Below are 23,343 nucleotides of genomic sequence, written 5' to 3'. Positions count from 1 at the left end.
AGACATCTATGTTGCGTATAGCTCTAATTACCCACTCCTATATTACGATAAATTATCTATTTAGTGAAGTGTATGGTTTAAGAGTTCAGCAGCCTTTCTCGTCTGAATAAACCGCGGTACTTATTATAAGTTAAGTAGGAAGAGATCGACTGCGGCATGCCCAGCAAATAGCCCTGAGCAGCATGTAGGTTTAACGAAATCGCTGCGGCTAAATCTTTATCTCGTTCAACGCCTTCTAAAATGAGATTCGTATGCGGATAATAGTTAACAAGCAAATCAATCAGATCTTTCTTTTGCTTGCAGTCGGCTAGCCCTTCAGCATAGCTTCGGTCCAGCTTCATATAGTGAGGTTCGTACATGCTCACTTGTCTCATCGCTGCGGCTCCTGCTCCAAAATCATCAATCGCAATTTTGAATCCTGCCTCTTTCAAACTCATTACTCGGGCAAAAAGAGCAGGCGATTCCCATAAAATCTTTTCATGAAGCGTTTCATTTAACTCCCATACAATGCGATGCTTCGCGTTTTTATAGGTGTTCAACAGATACGTTAAAAACAGTTGAAAATGCGGATGGAGAAGAGTAGATGGAAACACATTGATAAATACATCCTCTGATTTCAACACATCAAACGGAAAGTGTTTGATCGCTCCTTCAATTGCCATCGTATCAAGCTTATATAAACAATTATGGCGTCTTGCCAGTGAAAACAACTCTTCAATCTGCCCTTTTGCGAAAGCTGTGCGCAGCAAAGCCTCAAAACCCAGCGTCTCCCACGAATCCAGCGCATAAATAGGCTGATATACAAACTGAAAGTCTTCATACGTCAGTTCCTTTAAAACATGAGCATCCATTCTTTCGTTTAATCACCTTTCGTTTTCAATATACTATTTCTTCCATAACATAAACTTATAAAAATATATCCTAAAAACAGCTAATTGTCCATTAAAAGGAATATATTCCATTAGGTAATTTAGGTATTTTGAGACTTGCTAAGGGCTTATGATAGCAACAAAGAAGTGTTTTAGAGACTTTTATACTTTTGATAGATAGGCTGTAAAGGATGTTTCAAAAAAGAGATTGAGACATAAGTAACTCAACCCCATCTAAAGATGAGCAAATTAGATAAAGGGACTAGTATAGATTGCTTGTGACACCGCGGTTGATTTCCGTGCACGGTTTCGCTTTCCGCGGGCGGCCGCTGAGCCTCCTCGTCGCTTACGCTCCTGCGGGGTCTCACCTGTTCCGCTTTTCCCGCAGGAGTCTTCGCCTTGCCCTCCAATCAACCGCTAGAAGCACCTATATACATAAAATCTACGTTTACCATATACTTAACTTAGCGCAATAACCTCTTATCGTTTGCTTGTAATCATAGACAAATTGCTCATATTGATAAAGATTCGCTTGTGTTTTACCTTCAACTTCTTCATTGTAAACAGCCCACCAGCTCTCGTAAGAATCATTATTTATAGCATAATCCTCTCTATTTTTATGTAAAACTTAATACTCTTCCGGAAACCACATCTTATACTGATTTGTCTTTGATTTGAACTCATAAAATCCATCATCCGCTTTTTTATCTTTATTCAAGAAACTACGCGTAAAGTGATTATCAAAAGCTGGAACGTTGGGGTAGCGGCTTTCATTTATCATCCATATGGCTCCTATTAAAATAGCTGCTCCTGCAATAATGGTCTTGGTACGTTTTTTCATCGTTACACACTCCCTTCATTGCTTGAAAGAAACCACATTTAATATAATTTGAATAGTTTTATTTAAATCTGTTGCTATGTATGTTGCATACTACTTACTCATCTATTTGTAATTGTTGAACATATAAAAATCCCTGAGACCACTGTCTGAGGAATAGCAGTATCTCTTATGTTAATTCACTTTCATCCATATAATCCACTGTACTCAAGCTGAGTTATTCTATTTCGTAGGTTATTATTTAGCAATGCCTTTTCACTCATAATCATTTCTCCTCATGAAAATTTACGCTTTGTAGTATTTTCACAATTAATTTTTCTTGTTTCTCCCCTTGTTTTTCTGTTAAATTTTCTCCTGTATATTTGTAGTAGAGCTCGATTACTCTATCCGTATCTTTATTTGCTATATATGCTACATATGTATTTGGAACATACTTAATATTGTTCTTTACAACTTTTTCCTCAGTTCCTTTAAAATATGTATATGCTGAATCGTAATATATACTGGCATTAGCTGTTTCTATCTTTTTTGGCATATTAACGTGTAAGTTTTTTTTAAACAAACTCTCTACATTTATGTCCTCATTTTTTTTCACTTTATCTGCCAGTTCCACGTTAATATATGAAATCTCGCTTTTATTATTAAAGAAACTTTCCGAAGAAGCTACCCATCGCTCATAATCCTTTCCGTTGATAGAATAATCTTCTTTATTTTCATGAATCAACTGATACTCCTCCGGAAACCACATCGTATACTGCCCTGTCTTCGACTTAAACTCATAAAACCCATCATCCACTTTTTTATCTTTGTTTAAGAATTCACGCGTAAAGTGATCATCAAAAGCAGGGACGTTTGGGTATCGGCTTTCGTTTATCATCCATATTCCTCCTATTAAAATAGCAGCTCCTGCAATAACTGCAATAATGGTCTTCGTACGTTTTTTCATTGGCGCACACCCTTTTAGTTATCTTATAACCTAAGTTTTATACATTTTCGATACTATCATACTTATAATGGGAGAGTCATAAGCAGAACGAATCAAAGAACCATAATTAGGAATTGGTTATTTTTTACTGTTACTTACCCTTTCTATTAAAGAAATAATCACTTCTTTTTTTATCATTGTTACCTTTATTAATGATTTCTTCAAATAAAGAAAACCCCACTTTCAACAAAGTGAGGTTGATTACATAATATAGGACGTTTACTGAACGGTTTGCTCTTCTTGTGCTAGCACATCAATCTCAGCGTCAATCTTAACGCTGTGGTTTTTTCCATCAAGTCCAAGAATCACAATTTCATATTGCTTGTTAGTGAGAACAATCGATTCGATAATACCTTTATGCTGTCTTAATGCGTATGCTTTTGCACGGCTTTTGGTTAAAGGAATCGTTTTTTCTTTCAAAATACTGCCGGTTTGGGCGTTAATTTTTACTTTATGCTCTTCTCCGTTTAACGTAAGGATGTCTACTATATAAATAGGAAGAGTGAGTATTTTACTCAGCGATATGGATTTGACAATGCCTTTATATTCTTTTAATGCGAGAAGCTTTGCTTGTTCTTTCAACAAAAGAGATCGTTTTTCAGAAATCATTTGACGCCATCCTTTCTAGTTTATAAAACGGACTGCTGTTTCAATTTCTTAACGTACCATACCTTATGTATACGTCTAATATCTAGTATAGCGGGCTTGTCTTAAATTTCTCTTAATATTACATGAAAGATAGCTGAAGAAAGCTGTTACCCACTGAAAAAACTAGACCTGGTTAGATCTAGCTTCTTATTTGTGAATGTGAATTCTACATCTTTTTCGTTTCGAATCGTTCTACGGCTCTCATTTGTTTGATTGACGGCGATTTGTGTACGCACATGCCTAAATGAACTTTTTGAAGCAAATAGGGATCAATGTAAAAACCATTTTGAAAGATGTTTTCTTTTTCCTGTTCGTCATGAAATTTGGAGCATCTTACACAGTAATACATATCATAACCTCCTTGCGGACTATTTTATAAACGGGGATAATTGTGAATGGTATATTTACCTACATCATATGGAAAAGAACAAAAGTCGTGCTTGTTTGGGGAAAATGTCCGAAAAGAAGAAGGCTTTTCCATGGGCTAAACCGCTGGCTTTTCAAAATGATTATTTAGAACATAAATCAGTTTAATCGTAATAAAAAAGCCTCTTTCAAAAAGAAAAGAGGCTTTTTTATTAATTTGTTACTTTTGCGCTGTTTTGATGCCAGTTCCAAGCTGATGCGATGATTTTTTCTAATGAAATTTGCGCTTTCCAGCCTAATTCTGCGTGAATTTTATCAGAAGATGCAACTAAGCGTGCCGGATCTCCAGCGCGACGGTCTGCCATAACGACATTCGCTTTTTTACCGGTTACTTTTTCACACGTTTCAATCACTTCTTTTACAGAGTAGCCAAGGCCGTTTCCAAGATTGTACGTTGCTGTTTTCTTCGTGCCGTCTAACAGTGCTTGAAGCGCTGAGATATGAGCATTTGCTAGGTCCGTTACGTGAATGTAGTCACGGATGCACGTTCCGTCTGCAGTACCGTAGTCTGAGCCGAATACAGAAATGTTTTCACGTTCACCAAGCAGGTGCTGAAGAATGATTGGAATCAAGTGCGTTTCAGGATCATGACACTCGCCAATTTCCGCTGTTTCGTAAGCACCCGCTGCGTTGAAGTAACGAAGCACAACATATTCCATATCGTAAGCACTTGCAAAGTCAGCTAGAATCTGTTCAATCATTAACTTTGAACGTCCGTACGGATTAATTGGGTTTGTTGCCGTATCTTCTGTGATGATATCTACAGAAGGAATCCCGTATGTAGCAGCAGTAGATGAAAAAATAAACTTTTTCACATTGTGCTTCATCATCGTTTGTAAAAGGGTTAATGTCGCAGCTACGTTGTTTTGATAATATTTAAGAGGATCTGTTACTGACTCCCCTACTAAACTATTAGCAGCAAAATGCATGACAGCATCAATTTTACGATTTGTGAATACGCTTTCTAAATCTTTTTTATTACCTAGATTTCCTTCTACGAATACCGCTTTCTCATCAATTGCCCAGCGATGACCCGTTGATAGATTATCAAGTACCACAACTTCATTTGTTTTCACTAATTCTTTTACTAGGTGGCTTCCGATATAGCCTGCTCCTCCGATGACTAAAATCATACTGTCAGTCAGCTCCTTTTTATTAAGTGTCGCTACAGATATCGTACCCGTTTCTTTTCCATTTGTAAATATTTCATTTTTCAGTATATGATAACGCAACTGCTATCTTTTAATTAGTATATCTAACAATTGTGAACTGAGTGTGAAGATGTTTATTTCTATTTAGAAACCCGTGCTTGTAAGCAGCGGGTTTTCTTTTTATATTTGCTGAGGCACTTTCTTCATATCTTTTACTTTATTTTTTAATGGAAGCATCCCTTCAATATGACATTCAATACAGTCCCCGTCTTCAATAACAGCCGGTCCCGGCGTTCCTGTTAGGATGATATCGCCCGGATGCAGCGTCATGACTTTTGAGAAAAACGAAACGCAGTACGCAATGTCGTAAATCATATTAGATACTCTATTTTCATGCTGCACGTTTCCATTTAGCAATGTGCGCACTTGAAGTGCTTTCACATTTGATATACTTTCTTTTGTGATAAATTCTGAGCCGATACTGCAAAATGTATCAAAGCTTTTCGCACGCATTAAGTAGCGATGATTTGCCGCATGAATATCGGCTGCGGTTACATCAATTGCTGACGTGTAACCAGCAATTACGTTCATCGCTTCATCTGGCTCTATATCCTTACACGTTTCGCCGATCACCACCGCTAGTTCCGCTTCAGCCGTTGTTTTGTAGGACTGCTTTGGAATACGAATGCTGTCATCTGGTCCAATAATGGCGGTTGCGGGTTTTAAAAAACTAACTGGATCAATGGCACGATCGTAGTCTTTTAGTTTTTCTTCAGAAGCCGCATAATTAAATCCAATGCCTAATAATTTTGACGGATGACTAATGACAGGAGCTTGTTTTCTGTCCTGCAAGTGCAGTACGGGAAAAGAGCTGTTCATACCAAATTTATTATGGGCATACCATGTTTCAAGGTGGCGAAGTTCTTTATATTGAATAAGATCCCAAATTGTTGTAGACCAGTTTGTTAAATATTTAGTATTGATATCTTCTATAAGCAGAATGCTGTCATTGTCTAAAATGGCTGCTTGTTCTTTCCCTTGCTCTATTATATTTACTAACTTCATGATACGCTCCTTACCGATGCTTGAATGATACGATCGCTGTTTTCTTTTACCCAATTTAATAATTTTTCATCTTGGTTGTATCCCGCAATAAAAGATAAGCCGATTGGCAAACCGTCTAGTTCTCCTGCAGGTATCGTAACTTGGGGAAGACCGCTTAGGCCGGCAATACACGTCATTTGAAGTGTTCGCAATCTTCTGTTTTCTAACTCCGGACCTTTTGCATCTTTTACTGGCGCGGGTCCTGGAGCTGTAGGAAGTACTAATATTCCTTCTTCTCCAAGCTGTGAGTACATAAAATAGCGAAGTTCACGACGCTTTTCTTCTATATAATTCATATTTAATAATGTAAGAGTGCTGGCCCATTGAAAGCGGCTTCCGATGTCTTCTCCAAACGTTGGATTTTCTTTTTGAATCCATTCTCCGTGCATTTGCCAAATTTCTTTTCCTTGCAGCAAACGGAAGGTTTCCATATATGTAGAAAAACCCTGAGGGGCAATCGCTATCTCTTCTGTAGTAGAGAAAGACTCCATTACGTGGTTAATAGATGGCGCAAGAGCTCGCATGCTTTGTTCATCCACAAGTTCCATCACGTCGGTTGGTACATACAGTCGTGTAAATTCACTAGCGCGCGACGCTGAGTCTAATAAAACCGCTCCAACTTTTTGCAGCGTGTGGCCGTCTCTAGCCATTACACCGACTGTATCAAAGCTTGGAGCCAGTGGAATGAGACCGTTTGTAGAAATGCGTCCGTGAGAAGGACGATAGCCAAAAATACCGCAGTAGCTTGACGGAATTCGAACCGATCCTCCCGTGTCTGTTCCAATCGCAAAATCAGTTATTCCCGCTGCCACAGCAACCGCTGATCCGCTCGAAGAACCTCCCGGAATTCGATCTGCGCTTTTTGGGTTTACCGGTGTTCCGTAATGCGCGTTTTCTCCATTTAATCCGTACATAAGCTCGTCAGTGTGCGTAACTCCCTTGAGTGCAGCTCCTTCTTTTAAAAGAGCAGCTACTACGTCTGCATGTTCGCTTGCAGGCTGATGCGTGGCGAGCCAATCTGGATTTCCTGCACTTGATCTATGTCCTTGTACATCAAATACGTCTTTTAACGCAAAACTCAAGTTATTTAACATTCCCGTTCCTGTTGGAGGTACGTAAAGATCACTGTCTACAAATGCGTTCCACGTATCTTTCATTCAACCATCTCCTCATTTCTTATATCTGTTTAGAATATAAAATTTGGAATAAGCTGGTCAATGAATGTGTCAGGTCTGTTAACATTAATATTATGTAAATCTCCCAGCTTCTCTTTTCCTAGAGAAACTAGCCGTTTCATTTCCCTTTTAGCACGTTTGCGAGTAAAGTAGAAACATATCATTTTACGAAAAGGACTATCGCGATGGAACAATCTACTACGCTTTTCTTATTTATTTTATTAGCTTTTGTGCTAACAAGAGGCATTCCATTTATAGGTTCATTTGCTCCTAGCATTAATCAGCTGCTTCGGCATATTGGACGTTATTTTTCAAATTTAAATACGATGTTTCATGAAGATGGCCATGCGTTAATGGGGCTCATTGTCGGAAAAGGCGTCAATCGCATTGAGCTTTATACCAATAATGAAGGTGTAGCTGTGACTGCCACCTACGCGGGATCCCGTGGATGGCTGCCGCGCGTCATTATTGCCTTAGCCGGCTACCCGTTCAGCTCAGCAATGGCTTATTTGTTTTTCTACCTGCTGGTTCACCATCACTACGACTGGCTTTTTTACGGGTTAGGAAGTGTTGTTGTTATTAATTTACTGCTTTGGGTACGTAACGGATACGGAATTGTGTGGCTTTTTTCTATCGGTTTGATCCTCGGAGGCATCTATTATCTGCAAGATCCACAGCTTATGCGCTACAGCATGATGTTTGTTGGTGCGCTGTTGCTTGTAGAATCTCTATTTTCTGCCTTTATTATTTTTGTGTTAAGCATCAAATATCCACACGATGCAGGTGACGCTACGAGTTTAAAGCAGCTTACCCATCTTTCAGCACGCTTTTGGGGTTTTTTATTTTTCGCACAGGCCGTGTATGTGGCTTATTTGATTTTTCAACTGATTTATTAAAGACAAAATTCTATAATCTCCTAAGAAAACTTTGGAAATTTTATAATTTAAAGGAATAATTTACTTTCATGCACTAAATAATAGTTTACGAGTTCCCTTAATGAGGTATATATTGGGTACTATGAAGTCGTAAAGAGGTGTGGGATACTTGTCATTATTTTTAAAGTGGAAGCAAAAAAAGCAGGAAAAAGAAGTAGAGCGTGTTCTTGAGGAAGCAATCTCAAAAAGAAAAGACTACTGGAACACAATTGGACATGTCGACGGAGACGTATTAACTCATTTGTTAAATCCCATGTTTTTTGGCGGGCCTGCCTGGCCATCTGGACGTCAAACATTTATTCGTGTTCAAAAAACAGATACGGTTATTCTCGCAAGCGACGGCTTGTCCGATCCGTTTCAATCCCCCGAAGAAAAGAGCCGAAAGCAAGGAAAAGGATTAGAATTCTATATCGAATGCGATGATGAATCTCTGCGCGGACCTTTATCTGATATCCAGGATCACTGGGCATTTGACCTTCTTTATCAAATGAGCCAAAATGCTGCCGCTCACCCTAATATGCTAGAACTATTCATGAAGCATGATATTCTTTCAATTGAATTTACTGATTTGGACGTACCATCTCATTTTGTAAATGAAAATGGAGAAATTGGTGTATTGCTAGGAGTTCAGTCTCCTTCTGTTTCAGCTAGCCTCTCTTTACCTTACGAATCTATTAAACTGATTAGTATGAAGCTTCTTACACCAAACGAATTAGAGTATGTACGCGAACAAGGAGCGCAAGGACGCAGGCAGCTTGCTGAAACATTTCAGCTGTCAAAAAGTTATCATATTACCATGACTAAAAGAGAATCTCTTATTTAGAAGAGGTTCTTTTTTTATTTCTGTTATTGAGAATAGAGCCCTGTAGAATATAATCCTTATTTACATAAAACTTTAGTTCACATACTTTTTTAAAGCTGCTTTTCATATGAGCGTACTATTTTTGATTCATGGTATATTTTGCTATAGTAAAAAAGAAGATATAAAAAAGGAGATGGACGTTAGACATGGCAGAAAAAGTACAGATTGGAAAATCCGAATTATATGTTAATCCTATTGGACTTGGAACAAATGCTGTGGGAGGACATAACTTATATCCTAACCTAAACGAGGAAGTCGGCAAAGACCTTGTTCATAAGGCGCTAGATAATGGCATAAACCTACTTGATACAGCGTTCATTTATGGTCCAAAACGTTCTGAAGAATTAATTGGTGAAGTGCTAAAAGAACGCGGAAATCGTGAAGAAGCGGTTATCGCCACAAAAGGAGCACATAAAATTGTTGGAGATGAGGTACTGCTAGACAATTCTCCTGCGTTTTTAAAACAGTCGGTTGAAGATAGCTTAAAACGCCTTCAAACAGATTATATCGATTTATATTATATTCACTTTCCAGATAAAAACACACCTAAAGACGAAGCGGTCGGTGCGTTAAAAGAATTAAAAGATGAAGGAAAAATCCGTTCTATCGGCGTATCAAACTTCACATTAGATCAGTTAAAAGAAGCAAATAAAGATGGTTATGTAGACGTGGTACAAGGGCAATATAACTTAATTCAGCGAGAAGCAGAAAACGATATTTTACCTTATACGGCTGCAAACCGCATTTCATTTATTCCATACTTCCCGCTAGCTGCTGGTTTACTTGCTGGGAAATACGATAAAAATACAAAGTTTAATGACTTGCGCGAAGATATGCCTCATTTTATCGGGGAAGCATTTCAGCAAAATCTAGAAAAAGTAGAGCGTCTTCGTCAAATCTCTAACGCAAAAGGCGTAGAAGTAGCTCATCTTGTTCTGGCTTGGTACTTAACGCGCGATTCAATTGATGTATTAATTCCGGGGGCAAAACGCGCTGATCAAGTACTTGATAACTTAAAAACATTAGATGTTCAGCTCACTTCTTCGGAAATTAAAGACATTGATCATATTTTTAAATAATATAAAAAGAGCTTTGCCATAGGTAAAGCTCTTTTTTCTATACAATTCCGCTGGCTAATAGAACAAAAGCCATAAGGAAGAATCCCATCTGTACAAAGCTTGTTATGTACTCTTTGGTTTCTTGTTTATATTTCCATTCATCTATCCCTTTCAGCAAAATAGCCGCAACTAAAAATAGGCAAGACACGATATAAGGCTCGACAAACATAAAGATCATATCGAGTACTAGAAAAAGAACAAAAGCTATCGTCACATATTTATCCCATCGTCCTAAAGCTAGACTTTCATACTCATATTTACCCCAAAATTTGCTGCGAGGTATATCAAGCACTTTTCTTAAAATAAAATCTACTAAGACTGCTGCTGATACTAGCATGATCAATATATACATCGTCATCTCCCCTTCCTTTTTATGGTATCATTTCAGCTCGTTTCTGTTAAGGTCTCAGCCACAAAGTGCTTAAACTGCTTTGTTTCTTCTGTTTCGCCTTTTGTTACGATATACGTATGTGAAGAAGGCCGGATAATTTTTTGCTGTGAAATTACGCTTAACGTTTGATTTTCAACTTCCTTTTTCACCATAGAAAATGGCAAATAAGATACGCCTAGGCCTTCTTCAATAAAGCGCTTTGTAATTTCTACTTGCGTCACAGGAAGCAGCTGAATGTGAGGATAACAAGCCTTGATTTGAAGGAGTAAATCTTCCCAATAAACAGGATGATTATTCGTAAGGAGCCGGTAGGAAGATAACAGCTCCTGTTCCGTACGTGCTCCTACAGAAAACGGGGCAACTAAGACTGCTTTTTCTTTATGAATTAACTCATAAAAAACGTCTGCCTGACCCGGAAGCATCCTTGTTAATCCAATATCTGATTTTCTGTCGCTGATGTCTTTTCCCACTTGAAACGAATTTGTGATATTAACCGTTACTTCAATATGGGGATATCTCTCTACAAATTGTTTGATTAGACTCGGCAAAACAGATGCTGCTATTTGAGGAGCAGCGGATATAGTCAGTTTTCGGTTATATCCTTGCTTCCATAACTTAAAATTCCCTACTCCTTCTTCATATGCTCTCACCATTTTTTGAGCATGAGGCAAAAAAAAGCGTCCTGCCTCAGTCAGCGCGATATATTTACCTTTTTTTTCAAAAAGCTCATCTCCTAATTCTTGCTGCAGTCGCTGAATATGCTTTGATACAGCAGGCTGTGTTAAAAATAAATCTTCAGACGCTTGCCTGAAATTTTCATAAGAAGCCGCTATGATGAATGTTTTTAACCATTTGATCTCCATTCTCTTCTCTCCATCTCTTTCTATTCATAACAAACTGGAATCAATACTGCTTATTTTTGTTTATTTTCTTTTCTATTAAACTTCTATACGATATATGTATCTCAATATTACCAAATAAAGGAGCTGTAAAAATGAAAAATAACGTTAAAGAAAAATTTAATGCTCATGCTTCTCAGTATGATGAGCAGCGCCGCAAACTCATTCCTTGTTTTTTTGATTTTTATTCTATTCCCGTTTCGCTTCTTCACTTTTCAAAAAAGCCGCTTCGCATACTTGATATCGGAGCAGGTACAGGCTTGTTTTCTTCTTTTGTTAAAGAAAAATACCCAGATGCGCATTTTACGTTGATTGACGTCTCAGATCAAATGCTTGAAAAAGCAAAGGAACGCTTTAAAAATGAACAGCATATAGAATTTATCGTATCAGATATAACAAGCTACAAATTTGAGCACTCATTTGACATTGTGATTTCTTCACTTGCTATTCATCATTTAGAAGACGAACAAAAACAAAAGCTGTATGGACAAATTTATGATTTGCTGCATACAGGAGGAATATTTATTAATGCCGATCAAGTATTAGGCCATTCTTCTATTGTTGAAGAGTTATATAAAAAAGACTGGAGCGAAAGAATTGCCGCAAGCGGATTAACTCATGAGCAAATTGAGGCTGCTCATGAACGTACGAAGTTAGATAAAATGGCAACTTTACATGATCAGTTAAGTTGGTTAACAGCAAGCGGGTTTAGCACGGTGGATTGCATCTATAAATTTTTTAATTTTGTTGTGATGTATGCTCAAAAATAACGGTTTAAAAACTGCTTGTCTCTTTGCAAGTAGTTTTTTTACTCTTTCCCTCCCTATATTCGAATAAGAATATTTATCTATTTCCATAAAACTACGCATACTTCTTTTCCAGTTTCGTATATCTAATAATAGCTTCGTTCTCCTGAACTTTTGAATTTTTTGTACATAAAACCCATATAAAGTATTTTTATACTATTTTATGTCTTTTTATGGTACAAAAAATACAACTATGTTACAATATGATTACAAAACAATCTGTATAACGCTTTCATTTCTTTACATAAAAATGAAGAACTGGAAAGGATGTGATGCTTATGTAAATGTGAATCCGCTAGATTAGTAAACTTATATTCCTAAAGTTGTACAAATTATCAAGAAAAGCTTAGTTATTCTTATTATTATAAATTCCCGCTAGTAAAGTCTTTCTACTTAATGATTTCCTTATTAAGCGCATACATACAGGTATAGAAAATGCAGCTATTCGTCTTTTATTTTATTAGTGAAGAATTTATAGCACAGCCCAAAGCATCATACGTTTTTCATTAATGCAGCCTAAGGAGGCGCAGCACATGGCAAATAGAATATCAAGAACAACAATCGTACTCATATCAGCTATTTTAGCTCTAGCCTGCTTGTTTGTAGGAGTTCCAAAAACAGAAGCTGCTTCAACACCATCTCATTTAATTGTTATTAACAAAGCGACGAATAAACTCGCTTATTATCAAAATGGTTCACTTGTCCGAACGTTTTCAGTAGGAACAGGACGTACACAGTCTCTTACACCAGAAGGCCATTTCAAAGTAGTAAATAAAATCGTCAATCGCCCTTATTACAAAGGGAACATTCCTGGTGGAGATCCTAGAAATCCCCTTGGCAATCGCTGGCTAGGCCTAAATGCTAGAGGTACATACGGCACGACGTATGCTATTCACGGAAATAATAATCCTGCTTCCATCGGCAAATATGTAAGCAGCGGGTGCGTTCGTATGTACGATGAAGAAGTAGAATGGTTATTTAGTAAAGTGACCGTCGGTACACCAGTAGTGATTACAACTTCTTCTAAATCATTTAACGACATTGCCGCAGCAAACGGGTACAACGTTTCTGGAAACTCAGGTTCTACTCCAGCTCCTTCTACAGGAACTGTTTTAAAGAAAGGCAGCAAAGGAAATGCAGTTAAAGAACTTCAGCAGAAACTAACTTCACTTGGCTATAATACAAAAGGTACGGACGGTGTGTTCGGTGTCAATACAGATTCAGCTGTTCGTAAGTTCCAAAAAGACCACGGCTTAACGGCTGACGGCATTGTTGGCCCATCAACGTATAAAGCTTTAGGAAGTTCAGGAACGAACCCGAACCCGACGACACCGACAAACCCAACAAATCCAACAAATCCAAAGCCAACAAATCCACCAGCAGATACAACAATTAACACAAAACAAACGCTTAAAAAAGGAAGCAAAGGCAGCAATGTTCAAGCTCTTCAAAAGAAGTTAACAGCACTTGGCTATAATACAAAAGGTACAGACGGTATCTTCGGTGCCAATACAGAAGCTGCTTTACGTAATTTTCAAAAAGACAATAAGCTAGCAGCTGACGGCATTGCCGGACCTAATACTTTAACTGCTATTTCTAAACGCTAATAGAGCCTGAAATCAGGCTCTGTTTTTTTATTGATAAACCTTTTTTTATATTGACCTCCCTTGACTCCTTAATGAACCATTACGCCGTCTTTCTTTTCTACAACATATTTGATCAACTGATAAACCGTTCTCATAAGAATTTGCTGCTGATAGATATCATTTTTGGCAGGAATTACGTTTTCTATCAGTCTGCTATATTTGTAGGCTTGATCGTCTTCTTTTTGTTTATAAAGAGCGAGCCAGCCATTACGGGATTTTTCAAGCAACTGTTCGTTGAAATAGGAATAAACGACGGTTGCAAACTCACCTGCCAATTCTTGAATAACCTGCTGTCGGTCGGTGACCGAATGATAGGTACTTGACCACCCAGACGGCTGGCTTAGAAAATGCTCGTAGACAGATGAAATAAAGGCGGACGCAATGACTGGCACCGGTCCTTCATGCTCTCCTAAAGAAATGTTCAAACACGTTTCTCTATCCATATAAGGAATGTTCAGCGACTCCATCGCTTCATAAAAAGCCTGAGAGACAGTCAAGTTTAAATAAATAGGATGCAGCTCTTGCTGCTTTTTTCTCGTTTCTGATACTAAAGCTGCCTTTAAGTCTTTATACAGAAGGTGACTCTCTTTGAATTCCTCGTGTACACATTCTAAAATAGTAGTACTCCCTACTGTTAAATAGTAGTGAAGCTGCTTTTTCATAAGAGGTGAAACGCTTTTAAGCGCATAATCTATCATTTTAGCCATGCCATGTTTTTTAGCATAATCCGTACTGCAGCTTGGAGAGGTAAGCAAATCTCCGTGTGTAACACAAACGTTTACCTTAGCACCGTGACCATGTACGATGAGCTGTTGAAGAAATTGAATATCTAATTCTTTAAGCCCATGATGTACGTATAGAATAGAAGCTGCTTTTTTTAAAGAATCGTGGATGGTGCTCGTATATTCAAAACACGGATGCTCGCAAATCGCTACCCCTTTTTTAAAAGAAAAAGGGCCGCAAACTTCAATTCTACGAAACAATGGATAAATAAGATGTCCGTTATTTTCTTCTTCTTCATTTGTTAGCGGCCCAAAGGAAGACAGCTCTTTTGCTGTGAGACGGCAGGATATTGGCCAGTCGTCTTCTCCTATTTCCCATGTTCCTTCCTTGTATTCTTTCAACCGGGATTCAATTGCAAGAAGCATTTGCTCGGTGATCTTCCTACATTCAAGCCGCTTGTGCCATACCTCTGCAAAATCTCTTCCTTCTTGATCAACAGCGTCTTTTACTATTTCACTTTCTCGTTTAATTGCATCTACAAATTGTTTGAATGAACTATTTTCGTCGCTCATTCTTAAAGGAACATCATCATTAAAATAACGGGCTTTGTATGGGATATCTCCCAAAAGAGCGCGCAGATTAAAAGAGGAATCTCCGTGTAATAACTCAAAGACCAAGTCATAATCCGTGCCTCCTTCAGCATACACTTCAGCGCTTCTTAGTAGGATATTCTCCAATTTCCTTTGCACTTCACTTCGCGTAAAAAAAGAGACGGCAGCTTCATAATGTTGGGAATCCTTCACCTTATACGTAGCAGAATAAGCGCCTTTACTGCCTATTCCTAGAAAGCCACATTCCTTTTTTATACCAAGAAGCTGGCGGATCAAGGATGTTTTGCCGCTTCCTTGTTCTCCGATTACATGAATGTACTCATACTCACTGTCAATTTGTTCGCTCGTCCTTTTTTCAATATCGTTATAAAAAGCATTCACTACTCGTTCATCATATCTTGCTTTTGCTCTTCCTTTTGCAGTACTTGTCCAAAAATCCTGCACTCTCAGCAGTTCATTCATCTCTTCAACCAGAATGTCAATTTCATCGTGTTGCTCTGTATACATAAACCGTTTAACAAACGGGTGCGATCTGCCTCTTTCATCTTTTTTAAACGGATGCTGAAACATAATTGACCAGCCTTTTCTCATAGGAGATTGACAGGCTTTTGCACGAAAAACTTTCATTCATTTCCCCTTCTTTCCCTAACATTGTCCTATTTGAAATGTATGGCTTTTAAAGGGGGGATATGTCTATGATTTTCCTCTTTTTAGAAGGATTTTTCCTTCATTTATCGAAGTAATTAATTGAGGTGATGGGAGAATGTTGACAAAAATTGTGAAATGCAGCATACCGACTGATAAAAAAGCATCTTTTTCATATACGCAACAGCATTGGGCTGCTCTTGCACACGTGAATGGTTTCATTGGCCAATTAGGGGGTTGGAACGTGGAAGATGAAACAGATGCTTGTATTTTAGCTCTGTGGGAAGATGGAACAACTTATCAAGAATTCATGAAGCATACTCATGATTCTATTTTTTATAAAAGCAAGCAGGATCAAACATATACGAATTTGGACGTTTCAACATCAGATCCGTCTTACTTCATAGGAGCACGCTACAATTATTATAGAAGCAGCGCCATTGAAAGCCGTTATTTAGTAAAGACGGAAATTGAAGTCGATTTTTACGACAAAGAAGATATCCATGAGATGGTAAAAAGCTTGATAAATCCTTCTTATCGCTGTTTATCTCACGTTGTATCACCAATCGAGCATAGCAAGCTTGTCATTTTTTCATTATACGGATCTGCTTGTCCGCAAAAAACAATTGATACTTTCGTTCATCCAAATGTACTGAACGCGTCTCAATACATATATCAATTAGAGAAAAATTGGAACGTTCTTTCCAATTAAAAAATAGAAGCCTAGGCCCGACGCCAAAGCTTCTATTTTTTTATGATATGAATATCTTGATTTTGTACGGTAATGACTTCCTCCGTCATTCCTACAAACAAACCGCTTTCTACTACGCCTGGAACCCTTATCAGCTGTTTTTCCAACTCAGCAGGATTTTCAATTTCTGAAAAATGGCAGTCTAGAATGTAATTTCCGTTATCGGTGATAAACGGCGTATGATCCTCTAAAAGCCTAAGCTGCGGTACACAACCTGCACTGCGAATGTGCTTCGCCGTCATTTCCCAGCCAAAACGTATAACTTCAACAGGAAGAGGAAAAGCTCCTAGCGTCTTCACTATTTTCTTAGAATCCGCAATCACGATAAACCGCTTCGCTGCGTACGCAATCATTTTTTCTCGAAGCAGTGCGCCTCCTCCTCCTTTAATTAAAGAAAGTTCGCTATCCACTTCATCCGCTCCGTCAATTGCTATATCAATATATTCAACATCCGCTAAGGTAACAATGGGAATACCTAGTTTCCTTGCCAGCTCTTCTGTTTTTTGAGAAGTAGGAACCGCTTTGATGTTTAATCCATTTTTTACTCGTTCACCTAGTTTTACAATTGTATAATAAGCTGTTGAACCTGTCCCTAGCCCTACAATCATTCCATCTTCAACAAATTGTGCTGCTTTTTCACCAACTGCTTGTTTTTCAATCATACAAAGGCCTCCTTACTCATATTGTACCCGTTTACATAAAAAAGCAAAAGTATTATGAACCCTTACGAAAAAACTCAGCTGACTATTCAGCTGAGTTTTTTTGAAACTGTGTATTTAGAAGAATTTTTTCTACCCAATACTGCTGTTTTGTACTGTTTGTCTGTTCGCTGCTTTTTAGTTCAAACGTATAGTAAATATACTTGTCTGAATAATCATCATTCACATAAGCATGATAAATGCTATGCTTTCCATCTCTTGTTTGTTTTTTCACATAAATCGTTGCATTTTTACCTTTTAACATGTAATCAGGCTGAAACGCATCCATTTTATTTTGAGCTGCTTTGCTTTTTTTCTTAGAAAATAAAGCCGTTATTTTCCCAGCATTGTATGAATCATTTTCCTTCGTTGATGCTGTCCATACTTCACTTTCATCTTCACTGCTTTTATAAGAAGATTTATGAATAACATACTGAAGCGGAAACCACATAATGTATTGATTGGTATCCGAAGTAAATAATTCAAATCCATTGTCTGTTTGTTCATGATCGACCAAAAATGTACTCGTAAACTTATCTGCCTGCGCTTCACTTTTAAATTTCCCGCTTTGAAACAGCCAAATTCCTACGGCAATGACCAATGCTCCAGCTACTGATGCGGCTTTTTTTCGATCCATTGTTTCCACACACCTTTTAATACCCCTTTAACTTTTGATAATACCATATTGACGTTTATATCGTCATAAGGAGAAATAACCAAAGGGTTATAAGAGCGCACATGCTAATTTAACTAGAGAAAATAAACTTTTTTACAATAGTAAATTTGATAACAGACGCTGAGCTAACAGCCGGTTAGCCTTACCGGGCTCTATCGTATACGTTAGTAGTTCTTGCTTTTCAGCTTTCGCTTTTATCAAACATTCACCCTTTGGAGAAAGAAGAGAAGTCGTGCTTTTTTGGTTCTCTAGGGCATAATTCACGCTTGCAAAGTAAATACCATTCTCCGTACTTCTTGCAATCATTGCATAATCATAAAACTTCGGATCTGGTACTTCACCAGTAAACTGTGGATGAAACACAATGCTGGCTCCTCTTACAGCAGCCCATCGGACAGTTTCAGGATAGCGCCATCCCTCATGGCAAATAACAATACCGAATTTCACGCCGTTTATTTCAAACAACTGGCGGCCATTTCCAGGCTTATAACCAAATTGATCTTCTGCCGGATCAATTTGATTTTTAGTTTGATACCCTAATTCTTTTCCATTTTCATCAATTACAAAAGCAGTTAAATGCATACCAAGTTCGTCGCGCCATTCCAGTGGTAAAATTACGTTGAGCTTTAACTGTTTGGCAAGCAACTTAACTTTATAAAGCGTATTTTGTTGAATTTCGTGATTGTATGTCTCAACTTCAAACCCTACTCCTCTAAGTCCCGGCACAATTGATTCTGGAAAACATACAAGGTTACATCCTTCTTCTGCTGCGTGTTTCATACAATTTTCTACCGTTTCTACACCCTCTGCGGCTGACTTTGGAAATCTCACTTGCGCTAACCCAATTTTCATTCATTGCTCCTCCACTTCCAATATCATAAAAAACTCATGCTACTAGCGTAACATGAGTTTTTTATCTTGACGTAAATAATTTAATTTGCTGGCGGCTTAATCTTTAATCTGCTGTTCCATTGCTTCTCCAATGGCTTTTTTTAAATGTCCGTCATGCTTATCAAGCAGCCGATGCACATCATCACCTTCTGTAGAAGTAAGAAGCGCAAGAATGGCGGCTTTTGGCGTTTTGTATGTTTGTAAACTTTCCGCTGCCTCCTCTGGTGAGACGCCTGTTAGTTCCGCAATAATATTTTTAGCACGCTGTACGAGTTTATCATTAGTCGGCTGTACGTCTACCATTAGATTGCTGTAGACTTTACCAATTTGAATCATAGAAGCGGTCGTCAGCATATTAAGAACAAGCTTTTGAGCAGTTCCGGCTTTCATTCTTGTTGAACCTGTTACAACTTCCGGCCCTGATTCTGCTACTATTGCATACTTTGCTTCTTGTTCCATAGCTGATTGAGGAGAATTTACAACACAGCCGGTTACTGCCCCCAGGCTGTTTGCATACCCAAGCGCTGATAATGTATAAGGAGTTCTTCCACTTGCAGCTATACCTACAAGAATATCTTTATTTGATAAATTAATCGCTTTCAAATCTTCTATCGCTTTTTCTTTATTATCTTCTGCTCCTTCTAACGCATGCCGAAGCGCTTTGTCTCCCCCGGCTATGATACCAATTACTTGTTCAGCAGGTGTACCGAATGTTGGTACGCATTCAGATGCATCTAACACACCTAGACGTCCGCTTGTACCTGCTCCGATATAAATAAGACGTCCGCCTTGTTTAAAAGCACTGACAATTTCATCTACTAACAAAGCAATAACAGGCAGCACCTTATTGATTGCATGAGGCACTTGATGATCTTCTTCATTAATTTTTTTTACAATTTCCAGGCTTGACAATTCATCAATGTTTAAGGTTTGCGGATTGCGTTTTTCTGTTAAGATATGATTTAAGTTCACTGTGATCCCCTGCCTTTTCCACCATCATTTTTTCTCTATTTATACTCGTTCATGAACAGCTGATAAGCTCCTTTAGCAGATGATACTCGCTGTGTTGTCCACTGGATATGCTTTATTTCTTTTTCACACGCTTCCTTATAAACATTAAATACTTCTGGAACTTCCGTTAAAATGCTGCCTTTGCATGCCAGCAAGCAGCTCCCTTCAAACTGCTGTTTCTTATATAAATGAAGAGTCATGTTTGCGAGGTTCTTTCCAGCTTGTTGAAGAATGTCACTTGCTTCTTGTTTATGATTTCTCGCTTGATTTACAACAAACGGAGTGAGTGAAGCAACTTCTGATTTAGGAGATGAATAGACAAACTTTTTTATATCGTGTATGGTATCTGCTTTTACATGTTGCAAGATTGTCTGACTAAGGCTGCTGTAAGGACGGCTTTGATCATGCTCTTTCGTCAGCAATATAAGTGCTTGAAGACCAATCCAATATCCGCTTCCTTCATCTCCAAGAAGGTGTCCCCACCCTCCTCCGTATTCGTACACCCCGTCTTTTTTCCCAATGCTGACGGCTCCAGTTCCTGCAATGGTTAAAATCCCGTCTTTTCCATGTAGTAGTGCTTCATGTGCAATCATGGCGTCATCATATAAACCTACTTCTACCTGATAACGATCATAAAAATATCTTTTTATTTCTTCTTTAGATAATGCTTTACTTCCAGCAAGTCCTAGTGAAATGCCTTTACATGTATGACCAGCAAGCGCAGTTTTGCACGCCGTAATACATTCATCAATATGAGTAATAGCCGTATTGTAATTAATAAGCAAATTTCCATAGCCGCTTTTTGAAGCAGCGAGCTCTTGACCGTCTAAGCTGTACGCAGCGCCTTCTGTTTTTGTTCCGCCACCGTCGATACCAATAATATAGTCCATTTCATCACCGCTCACAAAAAGCAAATTTGTCCCATGGCTGCAGTTCATTTAATAAGAATATTTCCTCTTCTGCAATGCGTCCTACTACGTTTGTTTTACCTGAGTTTTCCATGTCTAACAGCGCAATTTGCAGCTCTCCTTTGTACTGTCCGTAGAGTTCATTTTCTATTAAAATATCGCCTCTTCGAATGGAAGGAGTATGCGTAGGCTTGAATTCTTCTTTTTTATATTTTACTCGGCTTTGCGTAGAGCGAATTAAATAATCGGATACGTCTCCGCGGTAAAAATGAAACTCTTCCAGCACAATTTTTTTCTCAAGTTCAGTAATCGTATCATACAGCGTCACATTAAAAGTAAAGCGCTCTTGCTGAACAACATCACGCAGCGCCTTCATTTCTTCTTCTGATGCATAAGCATTCGCAATAATTGCACAATCAATTAACTCCGTTTTAAAAAGATGCTTAGCCTGCACGTCGATCGGAAGCGCGCGATGCATTTCAAGCGTACAAAGCCCTTCAGTAACAGGCCACGGTCCAAAAGTAGCGCTTGGTGAATTAATAAAGGCTGCTGTTTCAAGGTTATGTTCTTTAAACAATGCTGAACACTTTACAAAGTGATCATACGACAATCCCGCGTATCGATGAGGATAGAAGTTGTGCGACCCGAGCAGCTGCTTTCGATTCGGTCGGTAACTTAAAATATTATCCACATACTTCGTTGCATTGCTCATATTAATTTCAATTTTTAAGCCGTATGGATTAAAGGTCATAATGGACTCTTCATTTCCCGTATACCCTAGATCAAGACGAATAGCATAAGCCCCTAATTTGTGAAAAAAAGATAAGTCATCATAAGAAATGCCAAGCGCCCCAAATACGCGAGGAGCGATATCCACTACTACTTCCATCTCTAGCTCATTGGCAAACTCAATGATTTCTTTAAAATTTGCCATTACTTTTTTCTGATCGCCTTCAACAGAAAGCAAGCATGTAAAAATGCGGGTAAATCCGTATTGATGCGCAAGTGCTATATACGCTTTATCTTTTTCGACAGTCGAATGTTCCGGGTAAATCGCAATACCTAGCTTTTTCATTGATTTTCGCCTTCTTTTTTAAATTTTTTAATAAGCTTAATCATATGCTCAATTAATTTTTGCTCTGAAATAGCCGTCATTAAATGATCTTGTGCGTGAATTAAAAGCAGCGACTTTTCAATTGTTTTTCCGTTCAATTCACGTTGAATAAGCGCAGTTTGCGTTTTATGAGCATGACTGAGCTCTTCTTGAGACTGCTTTAAAAGTTCGTCAGCTTTATTAAAATCATAGTCTTCAGCTGCTTCTAACGCTTCATATGCAAGTGACCTAGCATTTCCTCCGTATGCAATAAGTTCAAAAATTTCATTTTCCATATTTGCTGCTTCTGTCATTTCTTCCATCCCCTTTTTTATAGTGGTGCAGGCGTAATGTTTCCTAATATTACAGGAGACAAGGCGCCGGTTGCGCTTGGTACATTGCTTGGATAACCTGAAAGTGTTTCATTTGCGAGCACCGCAAAAGCTACGGCTTCTTTTGCTTCTGAAGACATTCCAATTTCTTCTTGTGTGTACACGCTGCAGCGCTTCCCGAGCTGTGTTTTAATCATATTCATCAGCGTATTGTTATAACTTCCGCCTCCTCCAATAATCACTTCGTCAATAGAATAGGCAGGAAAAATAAATGTTTCATAGTGATGTACAATGGATGATGCCGTGAACATAGTAATTGTAGCTAGCAGATCTTCTTTTTTATGTTTGCTATATTTCTCTAGCAGTCTCTTTGTGTACTGTGTACCGAACAGTTCTCTTCCCGTCGATTTAGGAGGAGAAAGCTTCATGTAATCATGATTCATACAGTCTTCTAAAAGCTCTGAAATAATCTTTCCTTCAGCTGCTAAACGCCCATTTTCATCAAATGAAACATTAAAAAGCTGCTGACACGCTTCATCTATCATCATATTTCCCGGCCCCGTATCAAAAGCTACTACAGGTATAGGAGAGTGTTTTGGCGGAACCAACGTTACATTTCCAATACCTCCAATGTTTTGAAGCAGCCTTGTATGGTCAGCGCGGCTGTACAAAATCCGTTCCGTGTGAGGAACTAACGGAGCACCCTGCCCGCCCGCTGCCATGTCCATCACTCTGAAGTTTGCTACTACCTTCGTTTTGGTTTCATAGGCAATAACAGCCGGCTCTCCAATTTGGAGTGTAGACATCGCTGTACTTCCCGAAGCATAAGGCTGATGGTAAATGGTTTGCCCATGCGATCCAATAACATCTATTTGTTCAAGAGAAAAGCCGGCTTCTTGGCACACTCTTTTCACTGCATCTGCAAATGCATAGCCAAGTTTAAAATTTAAGCTGCAGATCAGCTGTACATTTGAATGTTCAAAAGAAAGCGCCTGCTCAATTTCCTTTTTTAACTGCGGTGAAAACGGCATGGTAATGAAATAAAGAAGCTTAACTTTACTTTCATAGCCGCTTCCTTCAATTTGAACAAGAGCTGCATCAATTCCGTCGAGTGACGTTCCTGACATAAGTCCAACAGCATACATACTACG

General features: G+C 38.4%; 25 protein-coding genes and 1 pseudogene. 6 read left to right on the top strand and 20 right to left on the bottom strand.

From position 1 onward, the window contains the following. Nucleotides 1-77: 77 nt before the first annotated feature. The 9 genes and pseudogenes from LIS78_RS05315 to LIS78_RS05275 all read right to left on the bottom strand — a co-directional run bounded on the left by LIS78_RS05315 (nt 78) and on the right by LIS78_RS05275 (nt 7,178). Nucleotides 78-851 carry an EAL domain-containing protein gene (locus LIS78_RS05315; protein WP_209151077.1) on the bottom strand — a complete coding sequence of 258 codons (774 nt, stop codon included), beginning with the start codon at nt 849-851 and terminating at the stop codon, nt 78-80. 267 nt (nt 852-1,118) lie between these two features. Beyond that, nucleotides 1,119-1,283, bottom strand: a complete 165-nt coding sequence (locus tag LIS78_RS05310; protein WP_245210657.1) for a hypothetical protein — start codon at nt 1,281-1,283, stop codon at nt 1,119-1,121. Between the two features lie 124 nt (nt 1,284-1,407). After that, nucleotides 1,408-1,710, bottom strand: a pseudogene (locus LIS78_RS05305) (YvcA-related protein); the annotation flags it as partial. Nucleotides 1,711-1,972: 262 nt separating this feature from the next. Further along, nucleotides 1,973-2,653, bottom strand: a complete 681-nt coding sequence (locus LIS78_RS05300) for a YvcA-related protein (RefSeq protein WP_252284751.1) — start codon at nt 2,651-2,653, stop codon at nt 1,973-1,975. Nucleotides 2,654-2,911: 258 nt separating this feature from the next. Continuing rightward, entirely contained in the window at nt 2,912-3,301 is a 390-nt protein-coding gene (locus LIS78_RS05295; protein ID WP_252284750.1) for a PepSY domain-containing protein, read from the bottom strand. A gap of 205 nt (nt 3,302-3,506) precedes the next feature. After that, nucleotides 3,507-3,689 carry a DUF3973 domain-containing protein gene (locus LIS78_RS05290; protein WP_013055747.1) on the bottom strand — a complete coding sequence of 61 codons (183 nt, stop codon included), beginning with the start codon at nt 3,687-3,689 and terminating at the stop codon, nt 3,507-3,509. A gap of 229 nt (nt 3,690-3,918) precedes the next feature. Then, nucleotides 3,919-4,899, bottom strand: a complete 981-nt coding sequence (gene galE / locus LIS78_RS05285; protein WP_252284749.1) for a UDP-glucose 4-epimerase GalE — start codon at nt 4,897-4,899, stop codon at nt 3,919-3,921. A gap of 198 nt (nt 4,900-5,097) precedes the next feature. Beyond that, nucleotides 5,098-5,982: a fumarylacetoacetate hydrolase family protein gene (locus LIS78_RS05280; protein ID WP_252284748.1), complete on the bottom strand. Its 885-nt coding sequence runs from the start codon at nt 5,980-5,982 to the stop codon at nt 5,098-5,100. After that, entirely contained in the window at nt 5,979-7,178 is a 1,200-nt protein-coding gene (locus LIS78_RS05275; protein ID WP_252284747.1) for an amidase, read from the bottom strand. Before LIS78_RS05275 ends, LIS78_RS05280 begins: the two co-directional genes overlap by 4 nt. Nucleotides 7,179-7,381: 203 nt before the next feature. On the opposite strand from LIS78_RS05275, the gene LIS78_RS05270 reads away from it, so the two are divergent. The 3 genes from LIS78_RS05270 (at nt 7,382) to LIS78_RS05260 (ending at nt 10,072) form a co-directional block, all read left to right on the top strand. Continuing rightward, complete coding sequence (locus LIS78_RS05270) at nt 7,382-8,092, top strand: M50 family metallopeptidase (protein WP_209151072.1); 711 nt, start codon at nt 7,382-7,384, stop codon at nt 8,090-8,092. Between the two features lie 148 nt (nt 8,093-8,240). Then, nucleotides 8,241-8,954: a suppressor of fused domain protein gene (locus tag LIS78_RS05265; RefSeq protein WP_252284746.1), complete on the top strand. Its 714-nt coding sequence runs from the start codon at nt 8,241-8,243 to the stop codon at nt 8,952-8,954. A 185-nt stretch (nt 8,955-9,139) separates the two neighbouring features. Then, entirely contained in the window at nt 9,140-10,072 is a 933-nt protein-coding gene (locus LIS78_RS05260) for an aldo/keto reductase (RefSeq protein WP_252284745.1), read from the top strand. A 37-nt stretch (nt 10,073-10,109) separates the two neighbouring features. On the opposite strand, the gene LIS78_RS05255 is transcribed toward LIS78_RS05260, so the two are convergent. Then, nucleotides 10,110-10,463 (bottom strand): DUF4181 domain-containing protein, encoded by a 354-nt coding sequence (locus tag LIS78_RS05255; RefSeq protein WP_252284744.1) that lies wholly within the window; start codon nt 10,461-10,463, stop codon nt 10,110-10,112. A 32-nt stretch (nt 10,464-10,495) separates the two neighbouring features. Then, nucleotides 10,496-11,365 carry a LysR family transcriptional regulator gene (locus LIS78_RS05250; RefSeq protein ID WP_252284743.1) on the bottom strand — a complete coding sequence of 290 codons (870 nt, stop codon included), beginning with the start codon at nt 11,363-11,365 and terminating at the stop codon, nt 10,496-10,498. 131 nt (nt 11,366-11,496) lie between these two features. Between LIS78_RS05250 and LIS78_RS05245 the strand changes: the two genes are divergently transcribed. Together LIS78_RS05245 and LIS78_RS05240 are read left to right on the top strand one after the other, a co-directional pair. Then, on the top strand, nt 11,497-12,171 hold the full coding sequence (locus tag LIS78_RS05245; protein ID WP_252284742.1) for a class I SAM-dependent methyltransferase: 675 nt from the start codon (nt 11,497-11,499) through the stop codon (nt 12,169-12,171). Nucleotides 12,172-12,740: 569 nt separating this feature from the next. Continuing rightward, on the top strand, nt 12,741-13,814 hold the full coding sequence (locus LIS78_RS05240) for a L,D-transpeptidase family protein (RefSeq protein WP_286676943.1): 1,074 nt from the start codon (nt 12,741-12,743) through the stop codon (nt 13,812-13,814). Between the two features lie 68 nt (nt 13,815-13,882). Here LIS78_RS05240 and LIS78_RS05230 read toward each other — a convergent pair whose 3' ends face one another. Further along, on the bottom strand, nt 13,883-15,814 hold the full coding sequence (locus LIS78_RS05230) for a hypothetical protein (RefSeq protein WP_252284740.1): 1,932 nt from the start codon (nt 15,812-15,814) through the stop codon (nt 13,883-13,885). 136 nt (nt 15,815-15,950) lie between these two features. Here LIS78_RS05230 and LIS78_RS05225 point away from each other — a divergent pair, with 136 nt between their 5' ends. Next, a complete protein-coding gene (locus tag LIS78_RS05225; protein WP_013055735.1) occupies nt 15,951-16,544 on the top strand; it encodes a YdbC family protein in 594 nt (197 codons plus the stop codon). 32 nt (nt 16,545-16,576) lie between these two features. Here the strand turns inward: LIS78_RS05225 and rpiA are convergent, their stop codons facing one another. The 8 genes from rpiA to anmK all read right to left on the bottom strand — a co-directional run bounded on the left by rpiA (nt 16,577) and on the right by anmK (nt 23,337). Continuing rightward, a complete protein-coding gene (gene rpiA, locus LIS78_RS05220; protein ID WP_252284739.1) occupies nt 16,577-17,245 on the bottom strand; it encodes a ribose-5-phosphate isomerase RpiA in 669 nt (222 codons plus the stop codon). A gap of 82 nt (nt 17,246-17,327) precedes the next feature. Next, complete coding sequence (locus LIS78_RS05215; protein WP_252284738.1) at nt 17,328-17,918, bottom strand: YvcA-related protein; 591 nt, start codon at nt 17,916-17,918, stop codon at nt 17,328-17,330. A gap of 132 nt (nt 17,919-18,050) precedes the next feature. Then, complete coding sequence (locus LIS78_RS05210; protein ID WP_252284737.1) at nt 18,051-18,809, bottom strand: carbon-nitrogen hydrolase family protein; 759 nt, start codon at nt 18,807-18,809, stop codon at nt 18,051-18,053. Between the two features lie 96 nt (nt 18,810-18,905). Beyond that, complete coding sequence (murQ, locus tag LIS78_RS05205; protein WP_209151065.1) at nt 18,906-19,820, bottom strand: N-acetylmuramic acid 6-phosphate etherase; 915 nt, start codon at nt 19,818-19,820, stop codon at nt 18,906-18,908. Nucleotides 19,821-19,855: 35 nt separating this feature from the next. Beyond that, entirely contained in the window at nt 19,856-20,749 is an 894-nt protein-coding gene (locus LIS78_RS05200; RefSeq protein WP_252284736.1) for a BadF/BadG/BcrA/BcrD ATPase family protein, read from the bottom strand. Between the two features lie 4 nt (nt 20,750-20,753). Further along, nucleotides 20,754-21,842, bottom strand: coding sequence for a DUF871 domain-containing protein (locus LIS78_RS05195; RefSeq protein ID WP_252284735.1), 1,089 nt, complete (start codon nt 21,840-21,842; stop codon nt 20,754-20,756). Continuing rightward, complete coding sequence (locus LIS78_RS05190) at nt 21,839-22,174, bottom strand: PTS lactose/cellobiose transporter subunit IIA (protein ID WP_013055725.1); 336 nt, start codon at nt 22,172-22,174, stop codon at nt 21,839-21,841. Before LIS78_RS05190 ends, LIS78_RS05195 begins: the two co-directional genes overlap by 4 nt. Nucleotides 22,175-22,191: 17 nt before the next feature. Further along, on the bottom strand, nt 22,192-23,337 hold the full coding sequence (gene anmK / locus LIS78_RS05185; protein WP_252284734.1) for an anhydro-N-acetylmuramic acid kinase AnmK: 1,146 nt from the start codon (nt 23,335-23,337) through the stop codon (nt 22,192-22,194). Between the last annotated feature and the right edge of the window lie 6 nt (nt 23,338-23,343).

Source organism: Priestia megaterium (assembly GCF_023824195.1).
GTDB classification, from domain to species: Bacteria; Bacillota; Bacilli; order Bacillales; family Bacillaceae_H; genus Priestia; species Priestia megaterium_D.
The sequence above is the reverse complement of the archived record's forward strand: the minus strand, read 5'-3'. Positions and strand labels throughout refer to the sequence as shown.

Bases quoted from the DNA above. Each gene is read 5' to 3' on its own strand.
- LIS78_RS05255 (WP_252284744.1), bottom strand. From the start codon at position 10,463: ATGTATATATTGATCATGCTAGTATCAGCAGCAGTCTTAGTAGATTTT.
- LIS78_RS05300 (WP_252284751.1), bottom strand. From the start codon at position 2,653: ATGAAAAAACGTACGAAGACCATTATTGCAGTTATTGCAGGAGCTGCT.
- galE (WP_252284749.1), bottom strand. From the start codon at position 4,899: ATGATTTTAGTCATCGGAGGAGCAGGCTATATCGGAAGCCACCTAGTA.
- LIS78_RS05275 (WP_252284747.1), bottom strand. From the start codon at position 7,178: ATGAAAGATACGTGGAACGCATTTGTAGACAGTGATCTTTACGTACCT.
- LIS78_RS05250 (WP_252284743.1), bottom strand. From the start codon at position 11,365: ATGGAGATCAAATGGTTAAAAACATTCATCATAGCGGCTTCTTATGAA.
- LIS78_RS05315 (WP_209151077.1), bottom strand. From the start codon at position 851: ATGGATGCTCATGTTTTAAAGGAACTGACGTATGAAGACTTTCAGTTT.
- anmK (WP_252284734.1), bottom strand. From the start codon at position 23,337: ATGTATGCTGTTGGACTTATGTCAGGAACGTCACTCGACGGAATTGAT.
- LIS78_RS05245 (WP_252284742.1), top strand. From the start codon at position 11,497: ATGAAAAATAACGTTAAAGAAAAATTTAATGCTCATGCTTCTCAGTAT.
- LIS78_RS05280 (WP_252284748.1), bottom strand. From the start codon at position 5,982: ATGAAGTTAGTAAATATAATAGAGCAAGGGAAAGAACAAGCAGCCATT.
- LIS78_RS05260 (WP_252284745.1), top strand. From the start codon at position 9,140: ATGGCAGAAAAAGTACAGATTGGAAAATCCGAATTATATGTTAATCCT.
- LIS78_RS05200 (WP_252284736.1), bottom strand. From the start codon at position 20,749: ATGGACTATATTATTGGTATCGACGGTGGCGGAACAAAAACAGAAGGC.
- LIS78_RS05270 (WP_209151072.1), top strand. From the start codon at position 7,382: ATGGAACAATCTACTACGCTTTTCTTATTTATTTTATTAGCTTTTGTG.
- LIS78_RS05230 (WP_252284740.1), bottom strand. From the start codon at position 15,814: ATGAAAGTTTTTCGTGCAAAAGCCTGTCAATCTCCTATGAGAAAAGGC.
- LIS78_RS05225 (WP_013055735.1), top strand. From the start codon at position 15,951: ATGTTGACAAAAATTGTGAAATGCAGCATACCGACTGATAAAAAAGCA.
- LIS78_RS05195 (WP_252284735.1), bottom strand. From the start codon at position 21,842: ATGAAAAAGCTAGGTATTGCGATTTACCCGGAACATTCGACTGTCGAA.
- LIS78_RS05290 (WP_013055747.1), bottom strand. From the start codon at position 3,689: ATGTATTACTGTGTAAGATGCTCCAAATTTCATGACGAACAGGAAAAA.
- LIS78_RS05240 (WP_286676943.1), top strand. From the start codon at position 12,741: ATGGCAAATAGAATATCAAGAACAACAATCGTACTCATATCAGCTATT.
- LIS78_RS05295 (WP_252284750.1), bottom strand. From the start codon at position 3,301: ATGATTTCTGAAAAACGATCTCTTTTGTTGAAAGAACAAGCAAAGCTT.
- LIS78_RS05215 (WP_252284738.1), bottom strand. From the start codon at position 17,918: ATGGATCGAAAAAAAGCCGCATCAGTAGCTGGAGCATTGGTCATTGCC.
- rpiA (WP_252284739.1), bottom strand. From the start codon at position 17,245: ATGATTGAAAAACAAGCAGTTGGTGAAAAAGCAGCACAATTTGTTGAA.
- LIS78_RS05210 (WP_252284737.1), bottom strand. From the start codon at position 18,809: ATGAAAATTGGGTTAGCGCAAGTGAGATTTCCAAAGTCAGCCGCAGAG.
- LIS78_RS05190 (WP_013055725.1), bottom strand. From the start codon at position 22,174: ATGACAGAAGCAGCAAATATGGAAAATGAAATTTTTGAACTTATTGCA.